This window comes from Caldicellulosiruptor acetigenus (assembly GCF_026914305.1).
Classification (GTDB): domain Bacteria; phylum Bacillota; class Thermoanaerobacteria; order Caldicellulosiruptorales; family Caldicellulosiruptoraceae; genus Caldicellulosiruptor; species Caldicellulosiruptor acetigenus.
Genome location: NZ_CP113866.1, coordinates 2049943 through 2073642 on the forward strand (window position 1 = coordinate 2049943; position 23700 = coordinate 2073642).

Genomic DNA, 23700 nt, shown 5'->3' on the forward strand with positions numbered 1-23700 from the left:
GCCTACACCACCACATCCCCGTTTATATAGTTCATTGCTCTGTCTATGTCACTTTCAAGCAAGATTTTTATCCCGTTTGCTGCTTTTTCAATTGCTTTGAATATCTTTTCTTTTTCACCGTCTTCAAACTCAGATAAAACATATTTTACCATATCATACTTTGGAACACCAATACCTATTCTGATTCTGGGAAACTCTTCTGTCCCCAGGCGCTGTATTATTGATTTTACGCCATTGTGCCCTCCATCAGACCCTTTTTTTCTCATCTTCACAACTCCAACATCAAATGCTATGTCGTCGTAAATCACAATGAGCTTTTCAGGTTTTATTTTATAAAAGTTCACAGCTTCTATGATACTATCACCACTTGCGTTCATATACGTCATTGGTTTTAAAAGCAAAACTTTTTTACCGGAATATTCAAAGCTGCCAACCAAACCTTTGAACTTTATTTTGTCAACTTTGGTGTTAAAAAACTGTGCTAAATAGTCAATCGCTAAAAAACCTGCATTGTGTCTTGTAAATGTGTATCTCTCACCAGGATTACCAAGCCCTGCAATGATATAGTCCAACTTTTTCTCACTCCTTTTTTATTTACAAAAACAGGCTGCCTTTTAAACCATGTCAAAAGACAGCCTTTATTTATCTTCTTTGAAAGCAATTTTTATCTGTTCCCTTTTGTGCTTATATATTCATCAAAAAGGGTAGAAATAGCCACATCCTCGTATATTCTTGTTATTGCTTCAGCAAAAAGGCTTGCAACAGACAACACCTTTATCTTATCTATCCTCTTTTCAGGCGGAAGAGGAATTGTATTTAGAACAACAAGCTCTTTTATTGGTGACTCTTTTATCCTCTCAACAGCAGGTCCGGATAAAACCGGGTGCGTACAGCACGCGTAAACTTCTTTTGCACCATAATCCATAAGAGCCTGAGCTGCAGCAACAATTGTACCTGCCGTATCTATCATGTCATCAACCATCAAACATGTCTTGTCTTTCACATCACCAATTATGTTCATAATCTCGGCAACATTTGCTTTGGGTCTTCTCTTGTCAACTATGGCAAGCGGCAGGTCAAGCTTTGTTGCAAAGTTACGTGCACGTGTCACACTTCCAAGGTCTGGCGATACAACAACAGCATTCTCTAAGTTTACATTTTCCATAAAATATTTTGCTAAAATTGGAACACCAATTAGATGGTCAAGTGGTATGTCAAAAAACCCTTGAATCTGAGGTGCATGAAGGTCCATTGTCAGGACTCTGTCTGCCCCTGCAGATGTTATCAAATTTGCAACAAGCTTTGCTGTGATTGGGTCGCGAGCCCGTGCTTTTCTGTCCTGTCTTGCATATCCATAGTATGGTATCACAGCTGTAATTCTTCCTGCCGAGGCTCTTTTGAAAGCGTCAATCATGATTAAAAGTTCCATCAGATTTTCATTTACAGGATGACAGGTAGACTGGACCACAAAAACATCTGCACCGCGCACAGTTTCGTTTATTCTAACTGATATCTCACCGTCTGAAAACCTGCCAATCTCTGCATCACCAAGTTTTTTACCAAGGTGACTGGCTATCTCTTCTGCAAGCTCCTTGTTTGAATTACCGGTAAATATTTTTATCTCTTTACCATGTGTTATCACTTTTTTTACCCCCAGCACAAAAGTTAATTTTTCTACCCTTTTCCCACGCAAACTATATTATAACACAAAATATTCAATAAATTTATCTTAAAATGTCTACAAAATCTATTCATTTTATTATTTATTATTGTGGTTTTCATACATCTTCTTGCGCTTTAAAACCCAGCCTTCTTTTATAGTCTGCCTTTCACGGGCAATCGCAAGAGCATCTGCAGGAACATCATCTGTGATTGTAGAACCTGCCGCAATGTATGCATTCTTCCCTATCTTAACTGGCGCTACAAGGTTCGAGTTGCAGCCAATAAACGCGTTGTCTTCAACCACTGTTCTGTGCTTTTTATACCCATCATAGTTTACAAATATAGTACCACACCCCAAATTCACATTTTCACCAATGTCAGCATCTCCAATGTATGTAAGATGAGCTGACTTTGTATTTCTGCCCACCTTTGAGTTTTTCACTTCAACAAAGTTGCCAATCTTAACACCTTCTTCTAAGATGCTGTTTGGTCGCAAGTGTGCATAAGGTCCAACCTTTACATTGTCTTTTATCTCTGAATCCTCAATCACCGAAAACCATACATGGCACTTGTTACCTATTTTTGAATTTACAATGTATGAGTTTGGACCAATTACGCACTCTTCCCCTATTGTAGTGTTGCCAAGTATGAATGTGCCGGGATATATCACTGTGTCTTTGCCTATCTGCACATCTGGATGAATGTAGACAGAATACATATCTATCATTTGAACACCTTCTGCAAGGTGCTTTTTATTTATTCTTATTTTAAGCTCCTGCTCAGCCAAAAATAATTCATACCTTGAGTTAATGCCCATGACCTCAAAATTATCATCACATAGGACTTTTACTACCTTCTTACCTTCTCTATTTAGTATCTCTATACTGTCTGTAAGATAATACTCTTGCTGGCTGTTGTTATTGTCTATCTTTGTTAAAACACTTGCAAGCGCATTTCTTTCAAAACAATAAAATCCTGGATTTATTTCTTTTATTCGCCTTTGCTCATCTGTTGCATCTTTTTCCTCGACAATCTTTAACACATTGCCATTTTCATCAGAAATTATTCTCCCATACCCATACGGATTTTCAAAGACAGCTGTTAAAAGACAGAGCGATGCTCCTTCCTCTTTTCTTTTTTCAGAAATTCTTTTTAGTGTATCAGCTTTAATAAAAGGTGCATCTGCGTAAAGCACAAACACATCTTCTGCTTCTTTTGATACCTTATCCATTGCACATATCACTGCATGTGCAGTCCCAAGCTGCTTTTCTTGATGAGCAAATTTTACATTTCTACTTTCTAATGCCTTGTAAACATCCTCTTTTTTGTTGCCTACAACAACTATTATCTGGCTATCTTCAAAGTTTTTCTCAATTTCATCAATCAGGTAAAGTATCATTGGCTTTCCCATTATCTTTTGTACAACCTTAGAATACTTTGACTTCATTCTTTTGCCTTCACCAGCAGCAAGCACAATAAACGTTTGCCTTTTCATTTCAAATCACCTTCACCATTTTCTTCAAACTTTACAACCTCTATTCCCGCTTCCCTAAATATCTGCTGGCTCATCTCATCTGGATACGAACCTTTGTATATAACCTTTTTTATCCCTGCGTTTACTATCATCTTTGCGCATATCACGCAAGGATATGTGGTTGTGTAAATTACACTTCCATCTATCACAACACCCATTTTTGCCGCCTGGATTATGGCGTTTTGTTCTGCATGAAGTCCTCTGCAAAGCTCATGTCTCTGCCCTGAAGGGACATTTAGCTTTTCTCTCAGACACCCAACCTCTTCACAGTGAGGAAGGCCTGTCGGTGCTCCATTGTACCCTGTTGCAAGAATCCTTTTGTCTTTTACAATCAAAGCTCCCACTTTTCGCCTCAAACAAGTTGACCGCTCTTTTACTATATCCACAATCTGCATAAAGTATTCGTCCCATGTAGGTCTCATCTCAAAAATCCTCCATCCAGCTTCTTTGAACTTGTGTTTGTAACTTATCCAATGCTACTTTGTACCAAACAGTCTGTCACCGGCATCACCAAGCCCGGGAACAATATAGCCATGGTCATTTAGCTTCTCATCCACTGCTGCACAATAAATCTCAACGTCAGGATGGTCTTGAGTCAACCTTTCAATCCCTTCTGGTGCTGCAATGAGGCACATGAGTTTTAAGCTCTGAGGATTGTATCTTTTTATATAGTCAAATGCAGCAGAGGCAGACCCACCTGTTGCAAGCATTGGGTCAAGCACAATTATGTCTCTTTCATGAACATCCTGTGGAAGTTTGCAGTAATACTCAACAGGCTTTAAAGTCTCAGGGTCTCTGTAAAGGCCAATATGCCCCACCTTTGCAGCAGGAATTAACTTTAAAAGTCCATCTACCATACCAAGCCCGGCGCGCAGAATAGGCACAATGGCAAGTTTTCTCCCAGAGATTACTTTGCACTTTGCAACTCCAACAGGTGTTTCAATTTCAACCTCTTTTAAAGGCAGATTTCTTGTAACCTCATACGCCATGAGCATTGCTATCTCTTCAACAAGCTCCCTGAACTCTTTGACACCGGTGTTTTTGTCACGAATTAAGGTCAGCTTGTGCTGAATCAAAGGATGGTCAAATACGTATACATTTTTCTTGTACTCTACCATACTCTTTACTCCTTTCTAAAAATTTGTGAGGATTTTTTCTATTTCTGCTCATCCTCTATAAGATGTATCTTATCAACTCTTCTCTGATGCCTTCCACCTTCAAAGTTTGATGCCAAAAATGCATCTACAATCTCACATGCAAGCCCTTCACCGATAACCCTTGCACCCATCGCAAGGATGTTTGCGTTGTTGTGAGCTCGTGCAGCCTTGGCAGAAAATGTGTCATGGCAAAGAGCAGCTCTAATTCCTTTTACCTTATTTGCAGCAATAGAGATTCCAATGCCTGTCCCGCAAATGAGTATACCAAATGTAAACTCTCCGTTTTTTACTGCCAGCGCCACATCCTTTGCAATGTCCGGGTAGTCGCAAGACTCTTGAGAGTACGTCCCAAAGTCCTTGTACTCAAGCCCCTTTTTCTCAAGATGTTTCTTGACCGCCTCTTTCAAAGGAAATCCTGCATGGTCAGAACCTATTGCAATCTTCACTTCTAAATTCTCCCCTTTCAAAAAATTCTTTATAGTAAAGAGCAAAGTGATGGACTGTACCTGTTTGCAATTTCAAGAGAAAAATTATAACTTTCAAATACACCGTGCTGCTTTAAAATTGAACTTACTGTCAAAAGCGCAACATCCGGGTGATTATTCTCCTCACTCAGATGTCCTAAATAAATCCTTTTTGTACGAGCAAGATTCAATTTCAATATCATCTTGGCTGCCTGCTCATTTGAAAGATGACCTTTGTCACCTTTTATTCTCTGTTTAAGGTGATATGGGTAAGGCCCAAACATCAGCATCTCAACATCGTGGTTTGACTCAAGCAAAATAATATCTGAAAAATCTATCATTGCTGCAACACTGTCACTTACATGTCCAACGTCTGTGCAAATTGAAACTTTTTTGTCTTTGACATAAAAGCAAAACCCCATCGGGTCAGATGCATCGTGAGGTATTGAAAATGTATCAATTCCAATGCTTCCTACCGAAAAGCTTGTCCCTGTATCAATTAATTTGACATAGCTTTCGTCAACTTTGCCAAGAGAGTTTTTTATACTTTCCCATGTTTTGTAATTTGTTATAATGGGAACATTGAGCTTTCTAAAGTAAACGCCCGCACATTTAACATGGTCGTAGTGGTCATGAGAAAGTAAAATTGCATCAATCTTTTTGTTAAACCCAATTTTTTCAAGCGCCTGTGCAAGTTTTTTAAAGCTTACACCAGCATCAACTATAATTGATGTATCTTTGTACGAAATTAAAATGCTATTTCCACTGCTCCCACTGTACAGCGGACAGAAAAGCATTTCATCTGACATTATTATCTTTCCCCTTTTGTCTTATCTTCTTGAAACCTTTGCACCAAGTTTTGAAAGCTTTGAATCTATGTTTTCATAACCTCTATCAACATTTTTGGCATTGTAAATCACAGTTTGCCCTTTGGCTGCAAGCCCTGCAACAATCAAAGCAGCACCTGCTCGAAGGTCCACAGCCACAACCTCTGCCCCCTGAAGACTTTCCACACCTTCAACAACAGCAACTCTTCCCTCAACCTTAATGTTTGCTCCCATTTTTTTGAGTTCATCAACATACTGGTACCTATTTTCCCACACACCCTCTGTCACAACGCTTGTACCGTTACAGAGACTTAACAGCACTGTCATCTGAGGCTGAAGGTCTGTAGGAAAACCTGGGTATGGCATTGTCTTTATGCTTGCGCTTCTGAGCCTCCCTCTGCAAATGACCTCAATGCTGTCCTCATAAGTTATAATCTCTGCACCCATCTCAACAAGCTTTGCTGTAAGCGACTCTAAATGTTTAGGAATCACATTTTTTACAATTACATGCCCTTTTGTTGCACATGCAGCAATCATATATGTCCCTGCTTCTATCTGGTCAGGAATGATAGCATACTTTGTTGGATAAAGCTTATCGACTCCTTCAATTCTGATAACGTCAGTACCTGCACCTTTGATTTTTGCTCCCATGCTGTTTAGAAAATTTGCAGTGTCAACAACATGCGGTTCTTTTGCTGCATTTTCTATTATTGTTGTACCTTTGGCTTTGACAGCAGCAAGCATGAGATTAATTGTTGCACCAACAGACACAACATCCAAATATATCTTTGTGCCAACAAGCCTGTCTGCATATGCCTTTATCATACCGTTTTCTATTTTTACCTCTGCGCCAAGCGCCCTAAAACCTTTTATGTGCTGGTCAATCGGTCTTGAACCAAAATTACATCCGCCTGGCATGGCAACTTCTGCTCTGCCAAACCGTGTAAGAAGTGCTCCTATAAGGTAATATGACGCTCTTATCTTCTTGACACTTTCATATGGTGCTATGTAACTGTGCAAGTTCCTCGCATCTATTTTAAGAGAATGATTGTCATATTCTATCTTTGCTCCAAGCCTTAGCAAAATGTCATCCATTGCAAACACATCTTCAATTAAAGGAAGGTTTTCTATAACGCTTTCTCCGTCAGCCATTAAAGCTGCGGGAATTACAGCAACTGCAGCATTCTTTGCACCGTTTATTACAACCTCGCCTTCTAACGGGTAGCCACCTTCTATCACAAGTTTTTCATAAGCTTCTTTCAACTCTTGCACCCTCTCTTTTCAAAAAGCTTTTATTTATTTTCCCATTCTTTTATATTATATTCTTTCTTGCGAAATCTGAAAAGAAGAATATTCTTTTCATGAAACCAATTAAGAGACCATTGTATTCAACAATCTTTTTAGTTTTTTAAAGAGATATTTGTAGACTGGGGGGTATTAGAAATGATATCATATTTAATAAATGGAGAGTATGCACTTTCCTATAAATCTTAAGAAAGGACTGATGTATGTGAAAATAGGTATTGTCCAAATGAAAATTAGCAGTGTCTTAACAAAAAATTTAAACAGAATAATTCATTTTTTGAGCCTTGCTAATGCGGAAGATGTGGATATTATATGCTTTCCTGAAATGGCTCTTACAGGTTATAACATTGAATTGTTGCAATCTCAAGAACTCAATGAAAGAGTGAATCAACTTTTGGGACAAATAATTGATAAGTGCAGAGAATATGGCATTGTTTGTATAATCGGTCATCCATATAAAGAGGAAAATAAATTATTCAACAGAGCCTCAGTCATACTACCTACAGGGAAAATTCTGCATTACGACAAACAATATCCAACAGAACTTGAAAAAAGGATTTTCTCCTCTGGAAACGACATCCTTGTTTTTGAACACGACCAAAAAAGGTTTGGTGTGGTAATCTGCAGAGATCAAAACTATTATGAAATATTCAAAAAATATAAAGATAACGACTGTGATGGTGTATTTATCTTAGCTGCTCACTTTTACAACCCAAAAGAAGCAAGATGGAAGATTGATAAAAACAGAGCAATACCAATTGCAAGGGCTGTAGAAAATCAATACTACGTATTTCTGGCAAATGCAGTAGGGCCACATTTGAAGATGATAAGTTTAGGACACAGCCTCATTGTTGATGGTGATGGATGCGTTGTATGTGAAGCCGATGAAGCAAGTGAGTGTTTACTGAGTATAGAATTATAAACCACAATTTCATACTAATCTATAACCAACGCCGGGTTCTGTAATCAAATGTCGAGGTCTTGATGGATCAATTTCTATTTTTTTCCGAATTTGACCTATATATATCCGCAAATAATGAACTTCATTTTCATACATAGGCCCCCATACTTCTTTTAATAATTGTTTGTGAGTTACAACCTTTCCTGTATTTAGTGCTAAAATTTTCAATATTTCAAATTCAGTTGGAGTAAGTTTTACTTCTTTCCCTTCTACCGTCACCTTTCTGCTTGCTAAATCAATTTTCAAATCGTCAAGTTCCACAGAAATTTGGGGAGAAACCAATGTCCTATGTCTCAATGCAGTCCTTATGCGTGCAAGCAGTTCTCCCATTCCAAAAGGTTTAGTAACATAGTCATCAGCTCCTGAGTCTAAAGCCATAATTTTATCATTCTCTCTTTCTCTTACTGATAAAACAATTATAGGAGTTGAACTCCATTCTCTTATTTTTTTAATTATCTCTATTCCATCTATATCAGGTAATCCTAAATCTAAAATAATTATGTCAGGTTTAAAATTCAAGGCATACTTTATTCCTTCTTCACCATTAGCAGCTTCTTTTACTTCATATCCATATCCGCTTAACGCCACTTTTAGAAGATTTCGTATTTGGACCTCGTCATCAATGACCAATACCTTTACGTTTTTATCGCTCACGCGCATCACCTCTTTTTTGCTGGTGGTATTTCTCCCACTTCTACATCAGGAAGAGGAAGAGTAAATGCTATTGTTAGTCCTTCCGAATGATTGTATGCCCAGATTCTACCTTTATGTGCTTCAACTATTTCTTTACAAATGGTTAAGCCCAAGCCTGTACCTGTAATATCCGAAGAAGAAGGTACCCTATAAAATTTGTCAAAAATCCTTTCCAAATCTTCTTCAGAAAGTTTGGGACCCTTGTTACTGATTGAAATTTCTATCCATTTGCTCATTAATTTAACTGTTAAAATTATTTCACTATCCGGCTGAGAATACTTTGTTGCATTATCTAATAGATTTACAAATACTTGCTCTAACAAAATAAAATCGCCTTTCAACAATGGTAAATCAGGGGGTATATTCAAAATTAATGTCCTAGATTTTAAAGCATCTCCCAACCTTCTAATTGCTACGCCTATAACGTCTTGTATATCAATCCATTCCTCTTTTAGTTTTAATTCTCCACTTTCCAGGCGGGCTGCATTCAACAGGTTAGTTATAAATCTATTCATTCTTATAGCTTCCTGCTTAATAGTTCTTAACAATTCACGCTGGTGCGCTAAATCGAAACCTTTTTCATTATCTAGCAATGTAGTTACTGCTCCAATAATAGAGGATAGAGGAGTTCGCAAATCATGTGAAATAGAATTAAAAATAGCTGAACGGAGTTTTTCAGATTCAGCCAAAAATTTAGCCTCTTGAGCTTGTTTGTGGAGTTTTGCTCTGCTGATTGCCAATGCAACCAGCCCCGCAAAAGTTTCTGCCAATTGTAATTTTTCTTTCTCTATTTTATCAGCCGAGTAAATCCCCATTACTCCTTCGGTTCTCTCCCCTACCTGGAGAGGCAAATAGAATCCTTTTGCATTATTTAAAGTGTTTGTACACTTTCCTGCTTTTTCACCTTTCTTAAATACCCATGCAGCAATCCCTTTCTCACTCTCATCCCACAAATTTTCATCCCAGTTTCTTGAATTTGCTCTAATTTGTAAAACTCCTCTTTCATTTGGTAATATTAAGGCAACAGGGCTTTGAAGAATTTCATACATCTTCTCTACAATTCTACTTAAAATCTCATCAAAATCAGCCAATGCTGCAATATCACGGCTCAGAGAATAGAGAGCTTCTAAATTATCTCCCCTTTCCCGCCATTTCTTCATTTCTATTTTTATTCGCTGAGATAAGTTGCCTGTAAAAAAAGCTACTAACAAGAAGATTATGAAAGTTATAATATACCTCAAATCAGTAACCGAAAAACTACCTGTGGGCGGAATAAAGAGAATATCAAACAAAATAATGCTTGTAACAGCTGCTACCATACCTGGCAATATTCCACCGCGTATAGAACTGATTAAAATAGGTATTAAAAATGACATTCCTATGTTTAATATACCAAGATTCTTCCTGAATAAGTAAGCAATGGTAGTTACTAACCCTTCTAATATTAATGATTCAATATAATGGACATATGTTGAAATATTTGTTCTGAAATATAATATACTTTTTTTATCTGTATTGTATTTATCAGGAATAACATGTATAATAATCCCTTCACTCTTCTTTATCACTTTGTTAACTACTGAGCCATGAAATAATTCATAGATTTTTGAACGCAGGGGTTTACCAATTATCAGATGGGTAACATTTTTCTTTTTTGCTAATTTTATTACTTCCTCTGCGATATCCTCCCCAGAAAGAGTTATAACCTCTGCGCCCAATTCACGAGCTAATTCAAGATTTCTATTTAACTGAGTTTTTTCCTCATTCCCACCAAATAATCGCTCAGGAGTTTCAACATAAACAGCTATCCAGTCTGTTCCAATCCCTTCCGCCAATCGTTTAGCCATTCTTATCAGGCGAGCAGAAAAAGGACTTGAACTTACACATACCATTACCCTATCAGAAACCTGCCATGGTCCTTCTATTTTGTGAACCCTCATATAACTTTCTAACTGAAAATCAACTCTTTTTGCAGCATAGCGCATAGCCAACTGTCTCAAAGCATTTATATTACCAGGTCTAAAAAAGTGTTTTAATGCTTCTTCGGCCTTTTCAGGTACATATACCTTTCCTTCCTTGAATCTCAATATCAATTCTTCAGGCGGTACATCTACTAATTGAATTTCTGCCATCTCTAACAATCTATCAGGAACTGTTTCTCTAACCTGCACCCCTGTAATTTGAGCAACTATATCATTTAAGCTCTCCACATGCTGAATATTCAATGTTGTATAAACATCAATTCCTTCATTTATTATTTCTTCTACATCCTGGTATCTCTTTGCATGACGACTCCCTGGTACGTTTGTATGTGCCAGTTCATCTACTAATACCAAAGCAGGTCTTCTGGCTATGATAGCATCTACGTTCATCTCCAAAAATTCTTTCCCTTTATACACAATACGAAGTGGTGGTATAATTGGCAATCCTTTTAAGAGTTCTTCTGTTTCTTTTCTGCCATGAGTTTCTACCCATCCAACTACTACATCTATACCTTCTTTTAGCCGTTCTTGGGCAGCTTCTAACATTGCGTATGTTTTCCCAACGCCTGCCGCTGCACCTAAAAAAACAGTAAGCTTGCCCTTTCTTTGCTGTTGAACTTCTCTCAACAATATCTCCGGATCTGGTCGAAAATCGTCACTTCTGCTCTGCATCAACTATTCACCTTTCCCTGCCTGTAAATGGTCTAAGGCTAAATTGAGTTCCAAAACATTAACTCTACGAGCACCAAGAAAGCCCAATTGCCTTTCTTTAGTATACTTCTCTACCAACTTCACCAATGTTTCTTCCGAAATCCCTCGCAAACGAGCTATCCTGGGAACTTGCAATAATGCTGCCTCAGGTGTAATATCCGGGTCTAAGCCGCTTGCCGATGCAGTAACAATATCTGCAGGTATATATTGGTTAGCGGATAGTTGATTTTCCAATCTAAACTGTTGAGCTCTTTTTTTGACAAGCTCAATAAGTTTTTTATTGGTAGGTCCTAAATTGGATCCTCCAGATGAAGTTGCGTCATATCCCATCCCTGCCATTGAAGGTCTCCCATGAAAATAACGAGGATCATCGAACTGCTGACCTATAAGTTTTGAACCTACTACTCTTCCTTCTTTGTAAATCAATGAACCTGATGCTTGATAAGGAAAAAGAAATTTTGCTATAGCCGTAATAATCAGCGGATAAATAAAACCCAACAATAGTGTCATCATTATTAGCATTAAAACAGAATTCAACAGACCTTTTTTTAGCACCTTTCACTACCTCCTACTTATTTCATACCAAGCAGTGTAGTTAATATAAAATCTATAATCTTAATGCCTAAAAAAGGAGTCAGCAAGCCTCCTACTCCATAAATAAGCAAGTTTCGTCTCAGTATCTGATTAGGATTTTGAGGTTTGTATTTTACACCTCTTAAAGCCAAAGGAATTAAAAAGACAATTATTAAAGCGTTAAAAATTACTGCCGACAGAATTGCACTATTCGGACTACCCAATTTCATAATGTTCAGAACCTGTAATTCGGGATAAGATTTTGCAAACAAAGCTGGAATAATGGCAAAATATTTTGCAACATCATTTGCAATACTGAATGTAGTTAGGGCTCCTCTTGTTATAAGCAACTGCTTTCCAATTTCTATAATCTCTAATAATTTAGTTGGGTTACTATCCAAATCTATCATATTACCCGCTTCTTTTGCTGCTTGTGTACCGCTGTTCATTGCTACACCCACATCAGCTTGTGCTAAAGCAGGAGCATCATTTGTTCCATCCCCAGTCATTGCCACCATATGTCCCTGCGCTTGATATTCTCGAATAAGATTTAGCTTTGTTTCAGGTTTAGCTTCTGCTACAAAATCATCTACACCAGCTTCGGCAGCAATTGCCGCTGCAGTCAATGGATTGTCTCCAGTTATCATCACTGTTTTTATACCCATTTTCCTAAGCTGTGCAAACCTTTCTTTGATACCACCTTTTACTACATCTTTTAAATAGATAACACCTAATACCTTAGCATTTTCTGCTACTATCAAAGGCGTGCCGCCTTCCATCGCTATCTTTTCAGCAGTCAACTTTACTTCTGGAGGAATAATTCCTCCATTTTTTTGAACATAATCCTCAATTGCATCTATTGCACCTTTTCTTATTTCTCTACCTTCAATATTTACACCACTCATTCGGGTATGAGCAGAAAAAGGTACAAACGTCATTTTCAAATTTTTCAATTCTCTCTCGCGGAGATTAAACTTTTTCTTGGCCAATATAACAATACTTCTACCTTCAGGTGTCTCATCAGCTAACGACGCTAATTGTGCCGCATTAGCAAGTTCTTCCTCTGAAACTCCTGGTGCTGGAATAAAAGCAGTAGCCATTCTGTTACCTAAGGTAATAGTTCCTGTCTTGTCTAATAGCAGCACATCTACATCTCCTGCTGCCTCTACTGCTCGTCCAGATAATGCTAAAATATTATATTTTAGAAGCTTATCCATCCCTGCTATACCTATGGCACTCAAAAGTCCTCCAATTGTAGTAGGTATGAGGCATACCAACAGTGCTACTAAAACAGGAATAGGCACAATAGTGTTTGAGTAATGTGCAAAAGCTTCCAAGGTAGCTGTAGTAAGCAAAAATATTATACTTAAAGCTATCAAAAATATATTCAAAGCAATCTCATTAGGAGTCTTTTGTCTTTTTGCACCTTCTACTAAACTAATCATTTTTTCAAGGAAAGTTTCACCAGGGTTTGCAGTAATTTTTACTTTAATCCAATCAGAAAGAACTTTTGTACCACTCATAACAGAACTTCTATCACCGCCCGACTCTCTAATTACTGGTGCAGACTCACCTGTAATTGCACTCTCATCCACAGTTGCAATCCCCTCTATTACTTCTCCATCTCCAGGAATTATATCCCCTGCTTCTACTAAAACAATATCTCCCTTTCGAAGTTCTGAAGCTGGTACTCTCTCAATCCTATCATTGACCAATTTTTTTGCAATTATCTCTTTTTTGGTTTTTCGCAAACTCTCTGCTTGAGCTTTCCCACGACCTTCAGCCAAAGCTTCTGCAAAATTTGCAAAGATTACTGTTAACCATAACCAGATTCCTATTTGAAGATTTATGAATAAATTCTCTCTCTTGCCCCTCAAAAAATCGTAAAAAGTAAAAAAGGTGGTAAGCACAGCTCCTATCTCAACAATAAACATGACCGGACTTTTAGCTTGAATTATCGGATTAAGTTTTATGAACGCATTTTTAACAGCTGATAAAATCAACTTTTTATCATATTTAGTTTTTCTTTTCATATCCTGTTTTTTCTCATCCGAATTATTATTTTGAAAAGAATTATTCATAGCTATTAGCCCCAGCCTCCTTTCTATTTACTCAGAAAAGCTTGTGAAGTAGCATCAAAAGATGTTCAAGAACAGGTCCTAATGCTATAGCCGGGAAAAAGGTTAACCCTCCTACAATGAGAATAACCAATCCAAGCAAAACTCCAAATATAGGTGTAGCACTCTGAAAAGTCCCTGCTGAAACAGGTATTCTTTTCTTGCTCGCCAGACTGCCAGCTATAGCAAGTGAAGGAATAATAGTCCCAAATCGTCCAATGAGCATTACAATACCAAGCAGAATATTATAGTAAGCTGTATCAGCTTTCAACCCAGCAAATGCACTCCCATTATTTCCACTTGCCGATGAAAAAGCATACAAAATTTCTGTCAATCCATGCGGTCCCGCATTCGAAATAGAACTCAGACCTTCTTTTATGCTAACTGATAAAGCACTTCCAAGTAAAATAGCTGCTGAAGGAATAATCACTGCTAAGGTAGCCATTTTTATTTCTTTAGCCTCTATTTTTTTGCCCAAATATTCCGGTGTGCGCCCTATCATAAGGCCAATAATAAAAACTGTAAAGATAGCAAATATAAGTATGCCACATAGTCCTACACCTATTCCTCCAAAAATAACTTCTCCAAGCATTATCTGTAGCAAAGCAATCATCCCTGCCAGAGGAGTTAAACTATCATGCATATTATTGACTGCACCACAGGCTACAGCAGTGGTAACAGATGTGAACAAAGCCGACCCACCAATCCCAAATCGCACTTCTTTCCCTTCCAGTGCAGCTGGTTGTGAAATTCCCAAGCTGTGAATTATTGGGTTTCCATAGTATTCACTCAAATAAATGATACTTGTATCTAATATAAACAGCACAAGCATTACATTCAGTATAATAATACCTTCTTTTTTATTCTTTATAAACCTGCCAAACGCAATAGGCATTGCTGCCGGAATAATCTGGATAGCTAACATTTCTATAAAGTTTGTAAGTGGAGAAGGATTTTCAAAAGGATGAGCTGAGTTAGCCCCAAAAAATCCTCCCCCATTTGTCCCTAAAAGTTTAATAGCTTCTTGCGATGCAACAGGTCCCATAGGTAATGTCTGGCTTTTTCCTTCTAACGTAGCTATTTTTAAATATGGCGAAAAGTTTTGTATGACTCCCTGCGAAACTAACACTATTGCCAATACAAAAGATAAAGGAAGAAGTAACCATAGGACTGTGCGAGTCATATCAACCCAGAAATTGCCTATATATGGTGTCTCTTTTCTAATAAATCCGCGAATTAAAGCTAAAGCAACTGCCATTCCTGTTGCTGCCGAAAGGAAATTTTGTACAGTTAATCCGACCATTTGAGTAAAATAACTGAGTTGTCTTTCACCCACATAGCTCTGCCAATTTGTATTAGTGACAAAACTAACAGCTGTGTTAAATGCTAAATCTGGGCGAACCGCTTTTAAATGCTGAGGATTAAAGGGCAAAATTCCTTGGATTCTTTGTAAAATATATAAAAATACTATGCCACAAATATTAAAAATAGTTAAAGAAAAAGCATATTCTTTCCATGTCATTTCTTTGGTAGGGTTAATTCTTGCAATTTTGTAGAAAAATTCTTCTATAGGATTCAAAACAGGATCTAAAAAGGTTTTTTCTCTGTTAAAGACTCTTGCAATATAATGTCCCACTGGAATAGCTAAAAGAATTAATAGTATAAGGTAAATAAGTATCTGCAGAATATCAAACCACAACCCATAAAACCTCCTTCATCTTATAATTTTTCTGCATTTAGCAAAGCATAAAATAAATAAATTAAAACTCCCACAAAAGTTATCACACCTATTAAAAGCTCCAACATTTCTTCTTTCCTCCCATAACCCAAAAATAGTGTTTTTCTCAGAATCACAAATAAAATTATAGTTACATTTTTCATTTATGGAGAGTAAAAAAAATATAAAAAAAATAAAAAAGTCATCTGTTATTTTATGCCAGATGACTTTTTATTAGATTTCAACCAAAATAACATCTTCACCAATCTTTTTTATCTTATCCCATGGAATTACATAGTCTTTTTCTTTAGAGAAGATGTTGCCCACAGAAAATGGTGCCGGGACAACTATTGCATCTACTTTTCCAGTTTTGACATCAACCTCTAAATCGCAAACCTTGCCAAGCTTTTTACCATCAGAGATGTTTATTACATCCTTTTCTCTCAAATCTGAAGACTTATACATCTTCTTTTTACCACTTTTTTAAGCGTTGTTGTCTTTTATTATTATATGCAAAAGTTTTTTTCATGTGAAAATTCCTCAGAACAGTAAGACCGCAGGTACATCTCTCATTTACCTGCGGTCTTTTAAGTAGAAGCAAACATATTTAAATCTCAGTTATGATTGGAATTATCATTGGATTTCTTCTTGTCTTTTCAAACAAGAAATTCCTTAGATTATCTTTTAAAATTACCTTTATTGCGTTAGGCTCAGTAATATCATTTTTGTTGCAAAAATAAAGAACATCCTTTATAACTCTTTTTGCCTCTTCAATTAAAGGCTCAGATTCTCTTATATATATAAAACCTCTTGTGATTATATCAGGACCTGAGATGACATCTCTTGTTGACGAATCAATTGTGAGCACAACAATGAAAAGCCCGTCCTGGGCAAGATGACGTCTGTCGCGCAAAACAACATTTCCTACATCTCCAACTCCAAGTCCGTCAACAAGAACATTGCCTGCCTGCACCATTCCAACAACCTTTGCACCGTCTTTTGTAATCTCCAAAACCTTCCCATTTTCTAATACAAATACGTTTTTTTCTCCAAGCTCCATTGCAAGCTTTGCATGGTGTATCAAGTGTTTGAACTCTCCATGCACAGGGATACTGTATTTTGGTCTTGTAAGATTGTGTATAAGCTTTATCTCTTCCTGGCAGGCATGACCTGACACATGAATATCATCAATGTCTTCATATATTACCTGCGCACCTTGCTTAAACAGGTCGTTTATCACCCTGTTTACAAACTTTTCATTTCCAGGGATGGGTGCTGCCGAGATTATAACAACATCGCCGGGTATAATCCCCACCTTCTTATGCTCGGCAGAAGCCATTCGTGAAAGTGCAGACATAGGCTCGCCCTGACTCCCTGTTGTTATCAACACAATCTTATTTGGAGGATAGTTGTCAAGCTCATCAACGTCTATTAGCATCCCATCTGGCATCTTTAAATACCCAAGTTCAAGTGCTTTGTTTACAACATTCACCATGCTTCTTCCCAAGACGCAAATCTTTCTTCCTTGCTTTTCAGCTGAGTTTATGACCTGCTGTACTCTGTGAATGTGCGAAGAAAATGTTGCAACAATAACTCTCCCTTGAGCCTGGGAAAATATCCTGTCAAATGTCGCACCAACAGTCTTTTCAGACAAAGTAAAACCTGGCCGCTCTGCGTTTGTTGAGTCACATAAAAGCGCAAGAACTCCCTGTTTGCCAAGCTCTGCAAATCTTATTAGGTCAATTGGTTCACCCTCAATTGGTGTGAAGTCCACCTTGAAATCGCCTGTGTGGACAATGGGACCAAGCGGTGTGTGTATCGCAACAGCAACAGAGTCAGCAATGGAATGTGTGGTCCTTATAAACTCAATGCGCATATTGTTAAAGCTAATTACATCCCCTGCCCTGACAGTGAACAGCTTTACAGAGTTCAAATCTATACCAAATTCTATAAGTTTTATCTCAACAAGCCCAAGTGTAAGTTTTGTTCCATAAATTGGAACATTTAAATCCCGCAGTACGTACGGTATAGCTCCAATATGGTCTTCATGACCGTGTGTGAGAATCAAAGCTCTTACTTTTTCCTTATTCTTGATAAGATATGATATGTCAGGTATTACAAGGTCAACGCCAAGCATCTCATCTTCTGGGAATGCAAGACCACAGTCAATGACAACTATCTCGTCGTTTACTTCAACAACAAGCATGTTCTTTCCAATTTCGTTAAGCCCACCAAGTGGTATGATTCTAATTCGATGCTCTTGCTTTTTCTTCATAAAGAATTCCTCCAAAAAATCAAAATAAAAAGACATTTTAAAAAAGCCCTTACGAAAATGGCTTTCGCAAGAGCTTTTTTGAAGAATTTAAAAATAAGTCATAAATAACAGCTTTTCTTTTATGCTCTTTTCGGCTTTGCCTGAAGTTTCTTCTTTCTTGTACTGAGCTCCCAGTCAAACCACAGTGCTGTTGCTATAAATATAGAAGAATAAGCACCAGATATAACACCAATCAAAAGTGGGAATGCAAATTCTTTAATTGACTGAACTCCCATTACATATAATACTATCAATACAATTACAACTGTTGTAATTGTTGAGATTGTTCTTCCTATTGTCTGGTTCATACTCAAGTTTACAAGTTCTTTGAGCTCCATTTTCCCCATTATTCTTCTATTTTCTCTTATCCTGTCAAATACTACTATAGTGTCATTTATAGAATATCCAAGGACAGTGAGTATTGCTGCAATAAAGCTTGAATTCAAAGGAATCCTAAATAATGTATAGACAGTTAGCATTATTAATAAATCATGAATAATAGCTATAATTGCAGTTGTACCAAATCTAAATTCAAATCTTATTGCTACATAAATCAACATCAAAATTGATGCAATCACAACCGCCCAAATTGCCTGAGATTTTAGCTCTGATGACACAACTGCACCTACATTCTGATAGGAAATTAAATCCTCTTTTTTAAGATTATACTTTTTAGCAATCTCACCAAAGAGCTTGTCTCTTGTCTCTTTTGAAAGCTCTGTCTTCTTTTTACCATGAACCTCATGTGCGTTTATCATTATCTTTTTACCATCTTCAACTTTTCTAACAATAGGTGTCTGAGTCCCTGTAATTTGCTTTGTCAGCTTTTCAAGCTCGGATATCTCTTGAGCTGTCGGAACCTTATGAAGGTTTATCTCCAAAACTGTACCACCTGTAAAGTCTATGTCATAGTTAAAACCCTGTACAAAATACGAAATTAAGCCAATCACCATGATTAATATTGAGAGTATATAGAAATACTTTCTTTTCCCCATGAAATCAATCTTGGTCATTTAAGCATCCACCTCCCTGGTTTTCTTACCGCCATACCATCTTATATCCTTGAATAACCCTGTATTTATAATTGAAGTAAGCAAAAATCTTGTAACAGTAATTGCTGTAAAGAATGATACCACAATACCAATTGTGAGCGTCCATGCAAAACCTTTAATAGGACCTGTTCCTAAGAACAGAAGAACAATTCCTGCTATTATCGTTGTTACGTTAGAGTCAATAACAGCATTTAGTGCCCGCCTAAAACCTGCATCCATAGCAGCCCTTAAAGTTTTTCCATTTCTGAGCTCTTCTTTTAGTCTAGCAAAAATTAGAATGTTTGCGTCAACTGCCATTGCAGCCGACAAAACAATACCTGCTATACCAGGGAGGGTCAACGTAATCTTTGCATATCCCACAATTGCTACAAGTATAACAACATATGCCACCAATGCTATATCAGCTATGAGCCCTGGCAATCTGTAAAATATAATCATGAACAGGAATACTAATATCAATCCTATTATGCAGGCTTTTAATGTGGTTTTATAAGCTTCATTCCCAAGTGAAGGTCCAATCGCTTTGCTTTCAATTACTTTTAACGCAAATGGTAAAGCACCAGCTTTTATCTGCTGAGCAAGTGTTTTAGCCTCTTCCAAATCTTTCATGCCTTCAATTACAGCTTCACCATTGTCTATCTCTGCTCTAACAACAGGATTTGAAATGAGCTTGCCATCAAGATAAATTCCAATGTTCTGACCCAAATATTTTTTTGTCCCTTCTGCAAACTTTTTTGTTCCCTCTTTGTCAAACTTTAGTGCAACAACGTATCCTGATGCTGTCTGCTGCGCATATGCATCAACAACGTTTCTACCTGAAACAATCAAATCTCCAGAAGGTCCCTTGAACTCAATCAAAGCTGTTCTTCCTATATACTGTATAGCTTCATCAGGGTCTTTGACACCTGGAATTTCTACCCTTATTCTCTTTGAGCCCTGGATTGTCGCCGTTGCATCATAAAAGTTTCTCATGTCAAGCCTTGTTCTGATAAGCTGCAATGCTGACTCCATTTCTCTTCTTGTTGGGTTCTCTTTTGCTGCCTCATATACAATGTAAACGCCGCCTTTTAAGTCAAGACCATACCTTATGACTTTTTGGACTGACGGGATGCTTGCTGTTCCAATTTCCAGCCCAAAAAACACTATGTAAAATGCAAAGGCTATTACCAAGCATCCAATCAGAAACTTTGCCAAGCTTTTATTTTGCATAACCCTTTCTCCTTTCTTTTTAGAAGGTTAGTAAAACATGTAGAAAGTTTAGTTGTTTTCACAGACAAATACTCATTCAGTAAAATTATAATCCTCTGCTTGATAAAAAGTCAACAAACAAAATTTAATAATCTTTTATCTTTTTATACTCATTGCTAAGCTCTATATACTCCTTTGCAGAAATTGCAATCTTTTCAATCTCCTCTGGCGTGAGCTCTCTTATCACTTTAGCAGGTCTGCCAAACACAAGGGTATTTGGCGGGATGACCGTGTTTTGAGTTATAAGACTTCCTGCTCCAATCAAGCTATTATCACCTATTTTGCTTCCGTTCATTATAATACTTCCCATTCCAATTAAAACATTGTTGCCTATCTCACAACCATGAAGAACAACATTGTGCCCAACTGTAACATTGTCGCCTATTATAACAGAGCAGCAGTGGTCTGTGTGTATTGTCGTAAGGTCTTGTATATTTGTATTCTTTCCAATTATAATTCTATTCTCTTCACACCTTAAAACGCAGCCAAACCACACACTTGAATTTTCTCCAATCTCAACATCGCCTATTATAACTGCATTCTCTGCCACAAAGGCAGAAGGCGCAATTTTAGGTGTCTTGCCTTTATAAGTAACTATCATTTTAGCTTTCAATCCCCTTTTCCATAAGATAAAGCTTTATGGCTATTGCATTTTCCACCCTCTTTCTTTCAAGTTCACAACCCACAATGTAAGATTTTTTAACATCACCGTTCATATTATAGTTTGCAGCAGCGCACCCGCCACTGCAGTAAAACCTCGCCCAGCACTGTGAACATTCATCTTTTTCATAAACAGTATTTTTCTTAAACTCCTCAACCAAATCAAACCTCTTTATACCTTCAAAGACGTTACCAAGTTTAAAATCTGGCTTGTCAACAAACTGGTGGCACGGGAAGATATTACCCTCAGGGTCAACTGCTACATACTCAAACCCGGCACCACATCCTGAAAGTCTTTTTGAAACACATGGACCACCTGTAAGGTCTATATTGAAATGGAAGAAGTTAAAACCTTCTCCTTTAAGTTTTGCATTTATAAACTCTTCTGCCAAAATATCATACTCTTCTTTTATCCTTTCGATGTGACTCTCACGTATTGCCCAGGGACTGCTTTTGTCCAGCACAACAGGTTCTATCGAAATCTCTTTTATCCCAAGGCTGTATAGGTGCATAACATCCTTTGAAAAATCCAAGTTCTTTGCTGTAAATGTTCCTCTCACATAATAAGTTTTCCCATTTCTTTTCTGGATAAACCTCAAAATGTTGTCTGTGATTTTGCTATAAGTGCCATTGCCATTTCTGTCAATCCTCATAAAGTCATTAACTTCTGGTCTTCCATCATGACTGAGTACAACATTTTCCATGTTCTGGTTCAGATATTTAATTATATCGTCTGAGAGGTTTGTTGCATTTGTTGTCAGTGTAAAAGATATTTTTTTGTTATACTTCTTTTCCTCTTGCCTTGCATACTCAACAATCTTTTTTACCACATCAAAATTCAAAAGTGGCTCTCCGCCAAAAAAATCAACCTCTAAGTTCTGTCTAGAACCAGAATTTTGAAGCAGAAAATCTATAGCTTTTTTGCCAACATCAAAGCTCATAAGTTTTCTTTCTTGTTTGAAACTGCCACTTGACGCAAAACAGTATCTGCACCTCAGGTCACAGTCGTGGGCAACGTGAAGACACATTGCCTTTATGACCGGATTCCTCTTTTCAATCAAATTCATATCCTTATAAGTATCCTCAGAAAACAAAACACCTTGTTCAATCAAACTTTTTACTTCAAAAACCGCCTCAGCTATCTGCTGTTTATCAAACTCAAGTGCATCTTCTACTCCATCAAAACTTCCATTTTCTTTGTAATACTTTATTACCTCATAAGCAACGCTATCAACTGTGAAAATTGAACCTGACGCCACATCTACCACAATTTTGAGTCCGAACTTCTCAAACGCATGAACCATCTTTTCCTATTTGTCTTCCTCCTGCTTTATCACATTTTAAATTAAAAAAGTTTTGCACAGGGCTGCCCTCAAAAAAATTTTTTGACAGCCCACCTACATAAAATTATTTTCTATTCTTGCAAATCTGGTTTCCAACAGTACAAGATGTCTTGCAAGCTGACTGGCAGGATGCCTGGCACTCACCACAGCCGCCAGAGACAACTGTTTTTGAAAGAGCATTTTTTACAACAACCTTTATATGCTTCATAAAAACCTCAAACCTCCTTTTTAAAAGTTAGAAATTTTAAAACTTATTCTTTTCACGCATAAAATATTCTACTGAGCGCATAAACAACATATAGTATTTTACCACAAACTATTTTACAATACAATTTTGTCAAAAGAAAAAGGGCAAGGTTTTTCCCCCGCCCTTTATTTGGCAGCATTTTTTAACCTCTGTTTTTCTTTATCTCCTCTAAAATTTCGGGAGCCTTGCCCGCACAGCCAAGAACATTTTTAAGCTTGTGTTTTACCATCTCTTTTATCGCATCTCTGCCATCTTTGAGATATTGTCTTGGGTCAAAATGGTCTGGATGTTCATATAGGTGTTTTCTGATAGCTGCGGTCATTGCAAGTCTCAAATCAGTATCAATGTTAATCTTTCGCACACCAAGCTCTGCTGCTTTTCTGAGCATATCTTCTGGTACACCTTTTGCACCTGGAATATTTCCTCCATACTTGTTGCACATCTCAACAAATTCAGGCAAAACTGTTGATGCACCATGAAGAACAATTGGAAAATCCTTTGGAAGTTTTTCAACAATCTTCTGAAGTCTCTCAAAATCAAGCCTTGGGTCGCCTTTGAATTTGTATGCCCCATGGCTTGTTCCAATTGCAACAGCTAAAGAGTCAACACCTGTTCTTTCAACAAACTCTGCCGCCTGGTCAGGGTCTGTAAAAGCTGCTTCATGCTCTGCAACCTTTACGTTATCTTCAATTCCGGCAAGCTTGCCAAGCTCTGCTTCTACAACAACACCACGTTCATGAGCATATTCAACAACCTTTTTTGTAAGAGCAATATTCTCCTCAAAAGGAAGCCTTGACCCGTCAATCATAACAGAAGTAAAACCGCCGTCAATACAAGCTTTGCAAATCTCAAAGTCCTCGCCATGGTCAAGATGAAGGGCAATTGGAAGGTCTCCTGAATCTTCAAGTGCTGCTTCAACAAGCTTGATAAGATAGATGTGCTTTGCATACTTTCTCGCACCTGCTGAAACCTGCAAAATAAGCGGTGCCTGTTCCTCCTTTGCAGCCTCAACAATTCCCTGGATAATTTCCATGTTGTTGACGTTAAATGCACCTATTGCGTACTTGCCTTCGGCCGCTTTTTTAAACATTTCTCTTGTGGTAACTAACGGCATTTTAAATTACCTCCTCAAA

The 23700-nt window shown here is 37.5% G+C and carries 23 protein-coding genes; 1 reads left to right on the forward strand and 22 read right to left on the reverse strand.

Going from position 1 to position 23700, the window contains the following annotated elements; all coding sequences use genetic code 11:
• Positions 1-2: 2 nt before the first annotated feature.
• From pth to OTK01_RS10195, 8 genes are all read right to left on the reverse strand, one after another.
• On the reverse strand, positions 3-572 hold the full coding sequence (pth, locus tag OTK01_RS10160) for an aminoacyl-tRNA hydrolase (protein ID WP_013431974.1): 570 nt from the start codon (positions 570-572) through the stop codon (positions 3-5).
• A gap of 92 nt (positions 573-664) precedes the next feature.
• Positions 665-1642 (reverse strand): ribose-phosphate diphosphokinase, encoded by a 978-nt coding sequence (locus tag OTK01_RS10165; RefSeq protein WP_014042929.1) that lies wholly within the window; start codon positions 1640-1642, stop codon positions 665-667.
• Positions 1643-1759: 117 nt separating this feature from the next.
• Complete coding sequence (glmU, locus tag OTK01_RS10170; protein WP_029228067.1) at positions 1760-3157, reverse strand: bifunctional UDP-N-acetylglucosamine diphosphorylase/glucosamine-1-phosphate N-acetyltransferase GlmU; 1398 nt, start codon at positions 3155-3157, stop codon at positions 1760-1762.
• Positions 3154-3618, reverse strand: a complete 465-nt coding sequence (locus OTK01_RS10175; RefSeq protein ID WP_013431972.1) for a deoxycytidylate deaminase — start codon at positions 3616-3618, stop codon at positions 3154-3156. Before OTK01_RS10175 ends, glmU begins: the two co-directional genes overlap by 4 nt.
• A 54-nt stretch (positions 3619-3672) precedes the next feature.
• On the reverse strand, positions 3673-4314 hold the full coding sequence (upp, locus tag OTK01_RS10180) for a uracil phosphoribosyltransferase (RefSeq protein ID WP_013403882.1): 642 nt from the start codon (positions 4312-4314) through the stop codon (positions 3673-3675).
• Positions 4315-4352: 38 nt separating this feature from the next.
• A complete protein-coding gene (gene rpiB, locus OTK01_RS10185) occupies positions 4353-4799 on the reverse strand; it encodes a ribose 5-phosphate isomerase B (protein WP_013431970.1) in 447 nt (148 codons plus the stop codon).
• A 29-nt stretch (positions 4800-4828) separates the two neighbouring features.
• Positions 4829-5626 (reverse strand): MBL fold metallo-hydrolase, encoded by a 798-nt coding sequence (locus OTK01_RS10190; RefSeq protein WP_029228066.1) that lies wholly within the window; start codon positions 5624-5626, stop codon positions 4829-4831.
• Between the two features lie 21 nt (positions 5627-5647).
• Entirely contained in the window at positions 5648-6907 is a 1260-nt protein-coding gene (locus OTK01_RS10195; protein WP_029228065.1) for a UDP-N-acetylglucosamine 1-carboxyvinyltransferase, read from the reverse strand.
• Positions 6908-7148: 241 nt separating this feature from the next.
• Between OTK01_RS10195 and OTK01_RS10200 the strand changes: the two genes are divergently transcribed.
• Positions 7149-7871 (forward strand): carbon-nitrogen hydrolase family protein, encoded by a 723-nt coding sequence (locus OTK01_RS10200; RefSeq protein WP_084694632.1) that lies wholly within the window; start codon positions 7149-7151, stop codon positions 7869-7871.
• A 9-nt stretch (positions 7872-7880) separates the two neighbouring features.
• Here OTK01_RS10200 and OTK01_RS10205 read toward each other — a convergent pair whose 3' ends face one another.
• From OTK01_RS10205 to fba, 14 genes are all read right to left on the reverse strand, one after another.
• Complete coding sequence (locus OTK01_RS10205; protein WP_029671973.1) at positions 7881-8570, reverse strand: response regulator; 690 nt, start codon at positions 8568-8570, stop codon at positions 7881-7883.
• Positions 8570-11257 (reverse strand): sensor histidine kinase, encoded by a 2688-nt coding sequence (locus tag OTK01_RS10210; protein ID WP_029671972.1) that lies wholly within the window; start codon positions 11255-11257, stop codon positions 8570-8572. The genes OTK01_RS10205 and OTK01_RS10210 overlap by 1 nt, the downstream gene beginning before the upstream one ends.
• 3 nt (positions 11258-11260) lie before the next feature.
• The gene (gene kdpC, locus OTK01_RS10215; protein ID WP_029228061.1) at positions 11261-11851 is read right to left on the reverse strand and encodes a potassium-transporting ATPase subunit KdpC; all 591 of its coding nucleotides are present in this window, start codon (positions 11849-11851) and stop codon (positions 11261-11263) included.
• A 17-nt stretch (positions 11852-11868) separates the two neighbouring features.
• Positions 11869-13902 carry a potassium-transporting ATPase subunit KdpB gene (kdpB, locus tag OTK01_RS10220; protein ID WP_029228060.1) on the reverse strand — a complete coding sequence of 678 codons (2034 nt, stop codon included), beginning with the start codon at positions 13900-13902 and terminating at the stop codon, positions 11869-11871.
• Positions 13903-13981: 79 nt separating this feature from the next.
• Positions 13982-15685 carry a potassium-transporting ATPase subunit KdpA gene (kdpA, locus tag OTK01_RS10225; RefSeq protein ID WP_029228059.1) on the reverse strand — a complete coding sequence of 568 codons (1704 nt, stop codon included), beginning with the start codon at positions 15683-15685 and terminating at the stop codon, positions 13982-13984.
• 20 nt (positions 15686-15705) lie between these two features.
• The gene (locus tag OTK01_RS13360; RefSeq protein WP_083789035.1) at positions 15706-15867 is read right to left on the reverse strand and encodes a potassium-transporting ATPase subunit F; all 162 of its coding nucleotides are present in this window, start codon (positions 15865-15867) and stop codon (positions 15706-15708) included.
• A 70-nt stretch (positions 15868-15937) separates the two neighbouring features.
• Positions 15938-16168 (reverse strand): YlmC/YmxH family sporulation protein, encoded by a 231-nt coding sequence (locus OTK01_RS10230; protein WP_013289907.1) that lies wholly within the window; start codon positions 16166-16168, stop codon positions 15938-15940.
• 142 nt (positions 16169-16310) lie between these two features.
• Positions 16311-17978 carry a ribonuclease J gene (locus tag OTK01_RS10235; protein ID WP_029228058.1) on the reverse strand — a complete coding sequence of 556 codons (1668 nt, stop codon included), beginning with the start codon at positions 17976-17978 and terminating at the stop codon, positions 16311-16313.
• 119 nt (positions 17979-18097) lie between these two features.
• A complete protein-coding gene (secF, locus tag OTK01_RS10240) occupies positions 18098-19030 on the reverse strand; it encodes a protein translocase subunit SecF (RefSeq protein WP_029228057.1) in 933 nt (310 codons plus the stop codon).
• Positions 19031-20278 (reverse strand): protein translocase subunit SecD, encoded by a 1248-nt coding sequence (gene secD / locus OTK01_RS10245; RefSeq protein WP_029228056.1) that lies wholly within the window; start codon positions 20276-20278, stop codon positions 19031-19033. It abuts the gene before it with no gap.
• 124 nt (positions 20279-20402) lie between these two features.
• Positions 20403-20918, reverse strand: coding sequence for a gamma carbonic anhydrase family protein (locus OTK01_RS10250; RefSeq protein ID WP_029228055.1), 516 nt, complete (start codon positions 20916-20918; stop codon positions 20403-20405).
• Between the two features lies 1 nt (position 20919).
• On the reverse strand, positions 20920-22281 hold the full coding sequence (gene scfB / locus OTK01_RS10255; protein ID WP_029228054.1) for a thioether cross-link-forming SCIFF peptide maturase: 1362 nt from the start codon (positions 22279-22281) through the stop codon (positions 20920-20922).
• Between the two features lie 103 nt (positions 22282-22384).
• Positions 22385-22528: a six-cysteine ranthipeptide SCIFF gene (scfA, locus tag OTK01_RS10260; RefSeq protein WP_013289901.1), complete on the reverse strand. Its 144-nt coding sequence runs from the start codon at positions 22526-22528 to the stop codon at positions 22385-22387.
• 181 nt (positions 22529-22709) lie between these two features.
• Positions 22710-23681, reverse strand: a complete 972-nt coding sequence (gene fba / locus OTK01_RS10265) for a class II fructose-1,6-bisphosphate aldolase (protein ID WP_013431957.1) — start codon at positions 23679-23681, stop codon at positions 22710-22712.
• Positions 23682-23700: the final 19 nt, after the last annotated feature.

Excerpts from the sequence above, each read along its gene's own strand:
- upp (WP_013403882.1), bottom strand. The coding sequence starts at position 4,314 with ATGGTAGAGTACAAGAAAAATGTATACGTATTTGACCATCCTTTGATT.
- glmU (WP_029228067.1), bottom strand. The coding sequence starts at position 3,157 with ATGAAAAGGCAAACGTTTATTGTGCTTGCTGCTGGTGAAGGCAAAAGA.
- OTK01_RS10230 (WP_013289907.1), bottom strand. The coding sequence starts at position 16,168 with ATGTATAAGTCTTCAGATTTGAGAGAAAAGGATGTAATAAACATCTCT.
- OTK01_RS10190 (WP_029228066.1), bottom strand. The coding sequence starts at position 5,626 with ATGTCAGATGAAATGCTTTTCTGTCCGCTGTACAGTGGGAGCAGTGGA.
- OTK01_RS10210 (WP_029671972.1), bottom strand. The coding sequence starts at position 11,257 with ATGCAGAGCAGAAGTGACGATTTTCGACCAGATCCGGAGATATTGTTG.
- OTK01_RS10200 (WP_084694632.1), top strand. The coding sequence starts at position 7,149 with ATGTATGTGAAAATAGGTATTGTCCAAATGAAAATTAGCAGTGTCTTA.
- secD (WP_029228056.1), bottom strand. The coding sequence starts at position 20,278 with ATGCAAAATAAAAGCTTGGCAAAGTTTCTGATTGGATGCTTGGTAATA.
- kdpB (WP_029228060.1), bottom strand. The coding sequence starts at position 13,902 with ATGAAAAGAAAAACTAAATATGATAAAAAGTTGATTTTATCAGCTGTT.
- scfB (WP_029228054.1), bottom strand. The coding sequence starts at position 22,281 with ATGGTTCATGCGTTTGAGAAGTTCGGACTCAAAATTGTGGTAGATGTG.
- scfA (WP_013289901.1), bottom strand. The coding sequence starts at position 22,528 with ATGAAGCATATAAAGGTTGTTGTAAAAAATGCTCTTTCAAAAACAGTT.
- fba (WP_013431957.1), bottom strand. The coding sequence starts at position 23,681 with ATGCCGTTAGTTACCACAAGAGAAATGTTTAAAAAAGCGGCCGAAGGC.
- secF (WP_029228057.1), bottom strand. The coding sequence starts at position 19,030 with ATGACCAAGATTGATTTCATGGGGAAAAGAAAGTATTTCTATATACTC.
- OTK01_RS10250 (WP_029228055.1), bottom strand. The coding sequence starts at position 20,918 with ATGATAGTTACTTATAAAGGCAAGACACCTAAAATTGCGCCTTCTGCC.
- OTK01_RS10175 (WP_013431972.1), bottom strand. The coding sequence starts at position 3,618 with ATGAGACCTACATGGGACGAATACTTTATGCAGATTGTGGATATAGTA.
- OTK01_RS10235 (WP_029228058.1), bottom strand. The coding sequence starts at position 17,978 with ATGAAGAAAAAGCAAGAGCATCGAATTAGAATCATACCACTTGGTGGG.
- OTK01_RS13360 (WP_083789035.1), bottom strand. The coding sequence starts at position 15,867 with ATGAAAAATGTAACTATAATTTTATTTGTGATTCTGAGAAAAACACTA.
- OTK01_RS10205 (WP_029671973.1), bottom strand. The coding sequence starts at position 8,570 with ATGCGCGTGAGCGATAAAAACGTAAAGGTATTGGTCATTGATGACGAG.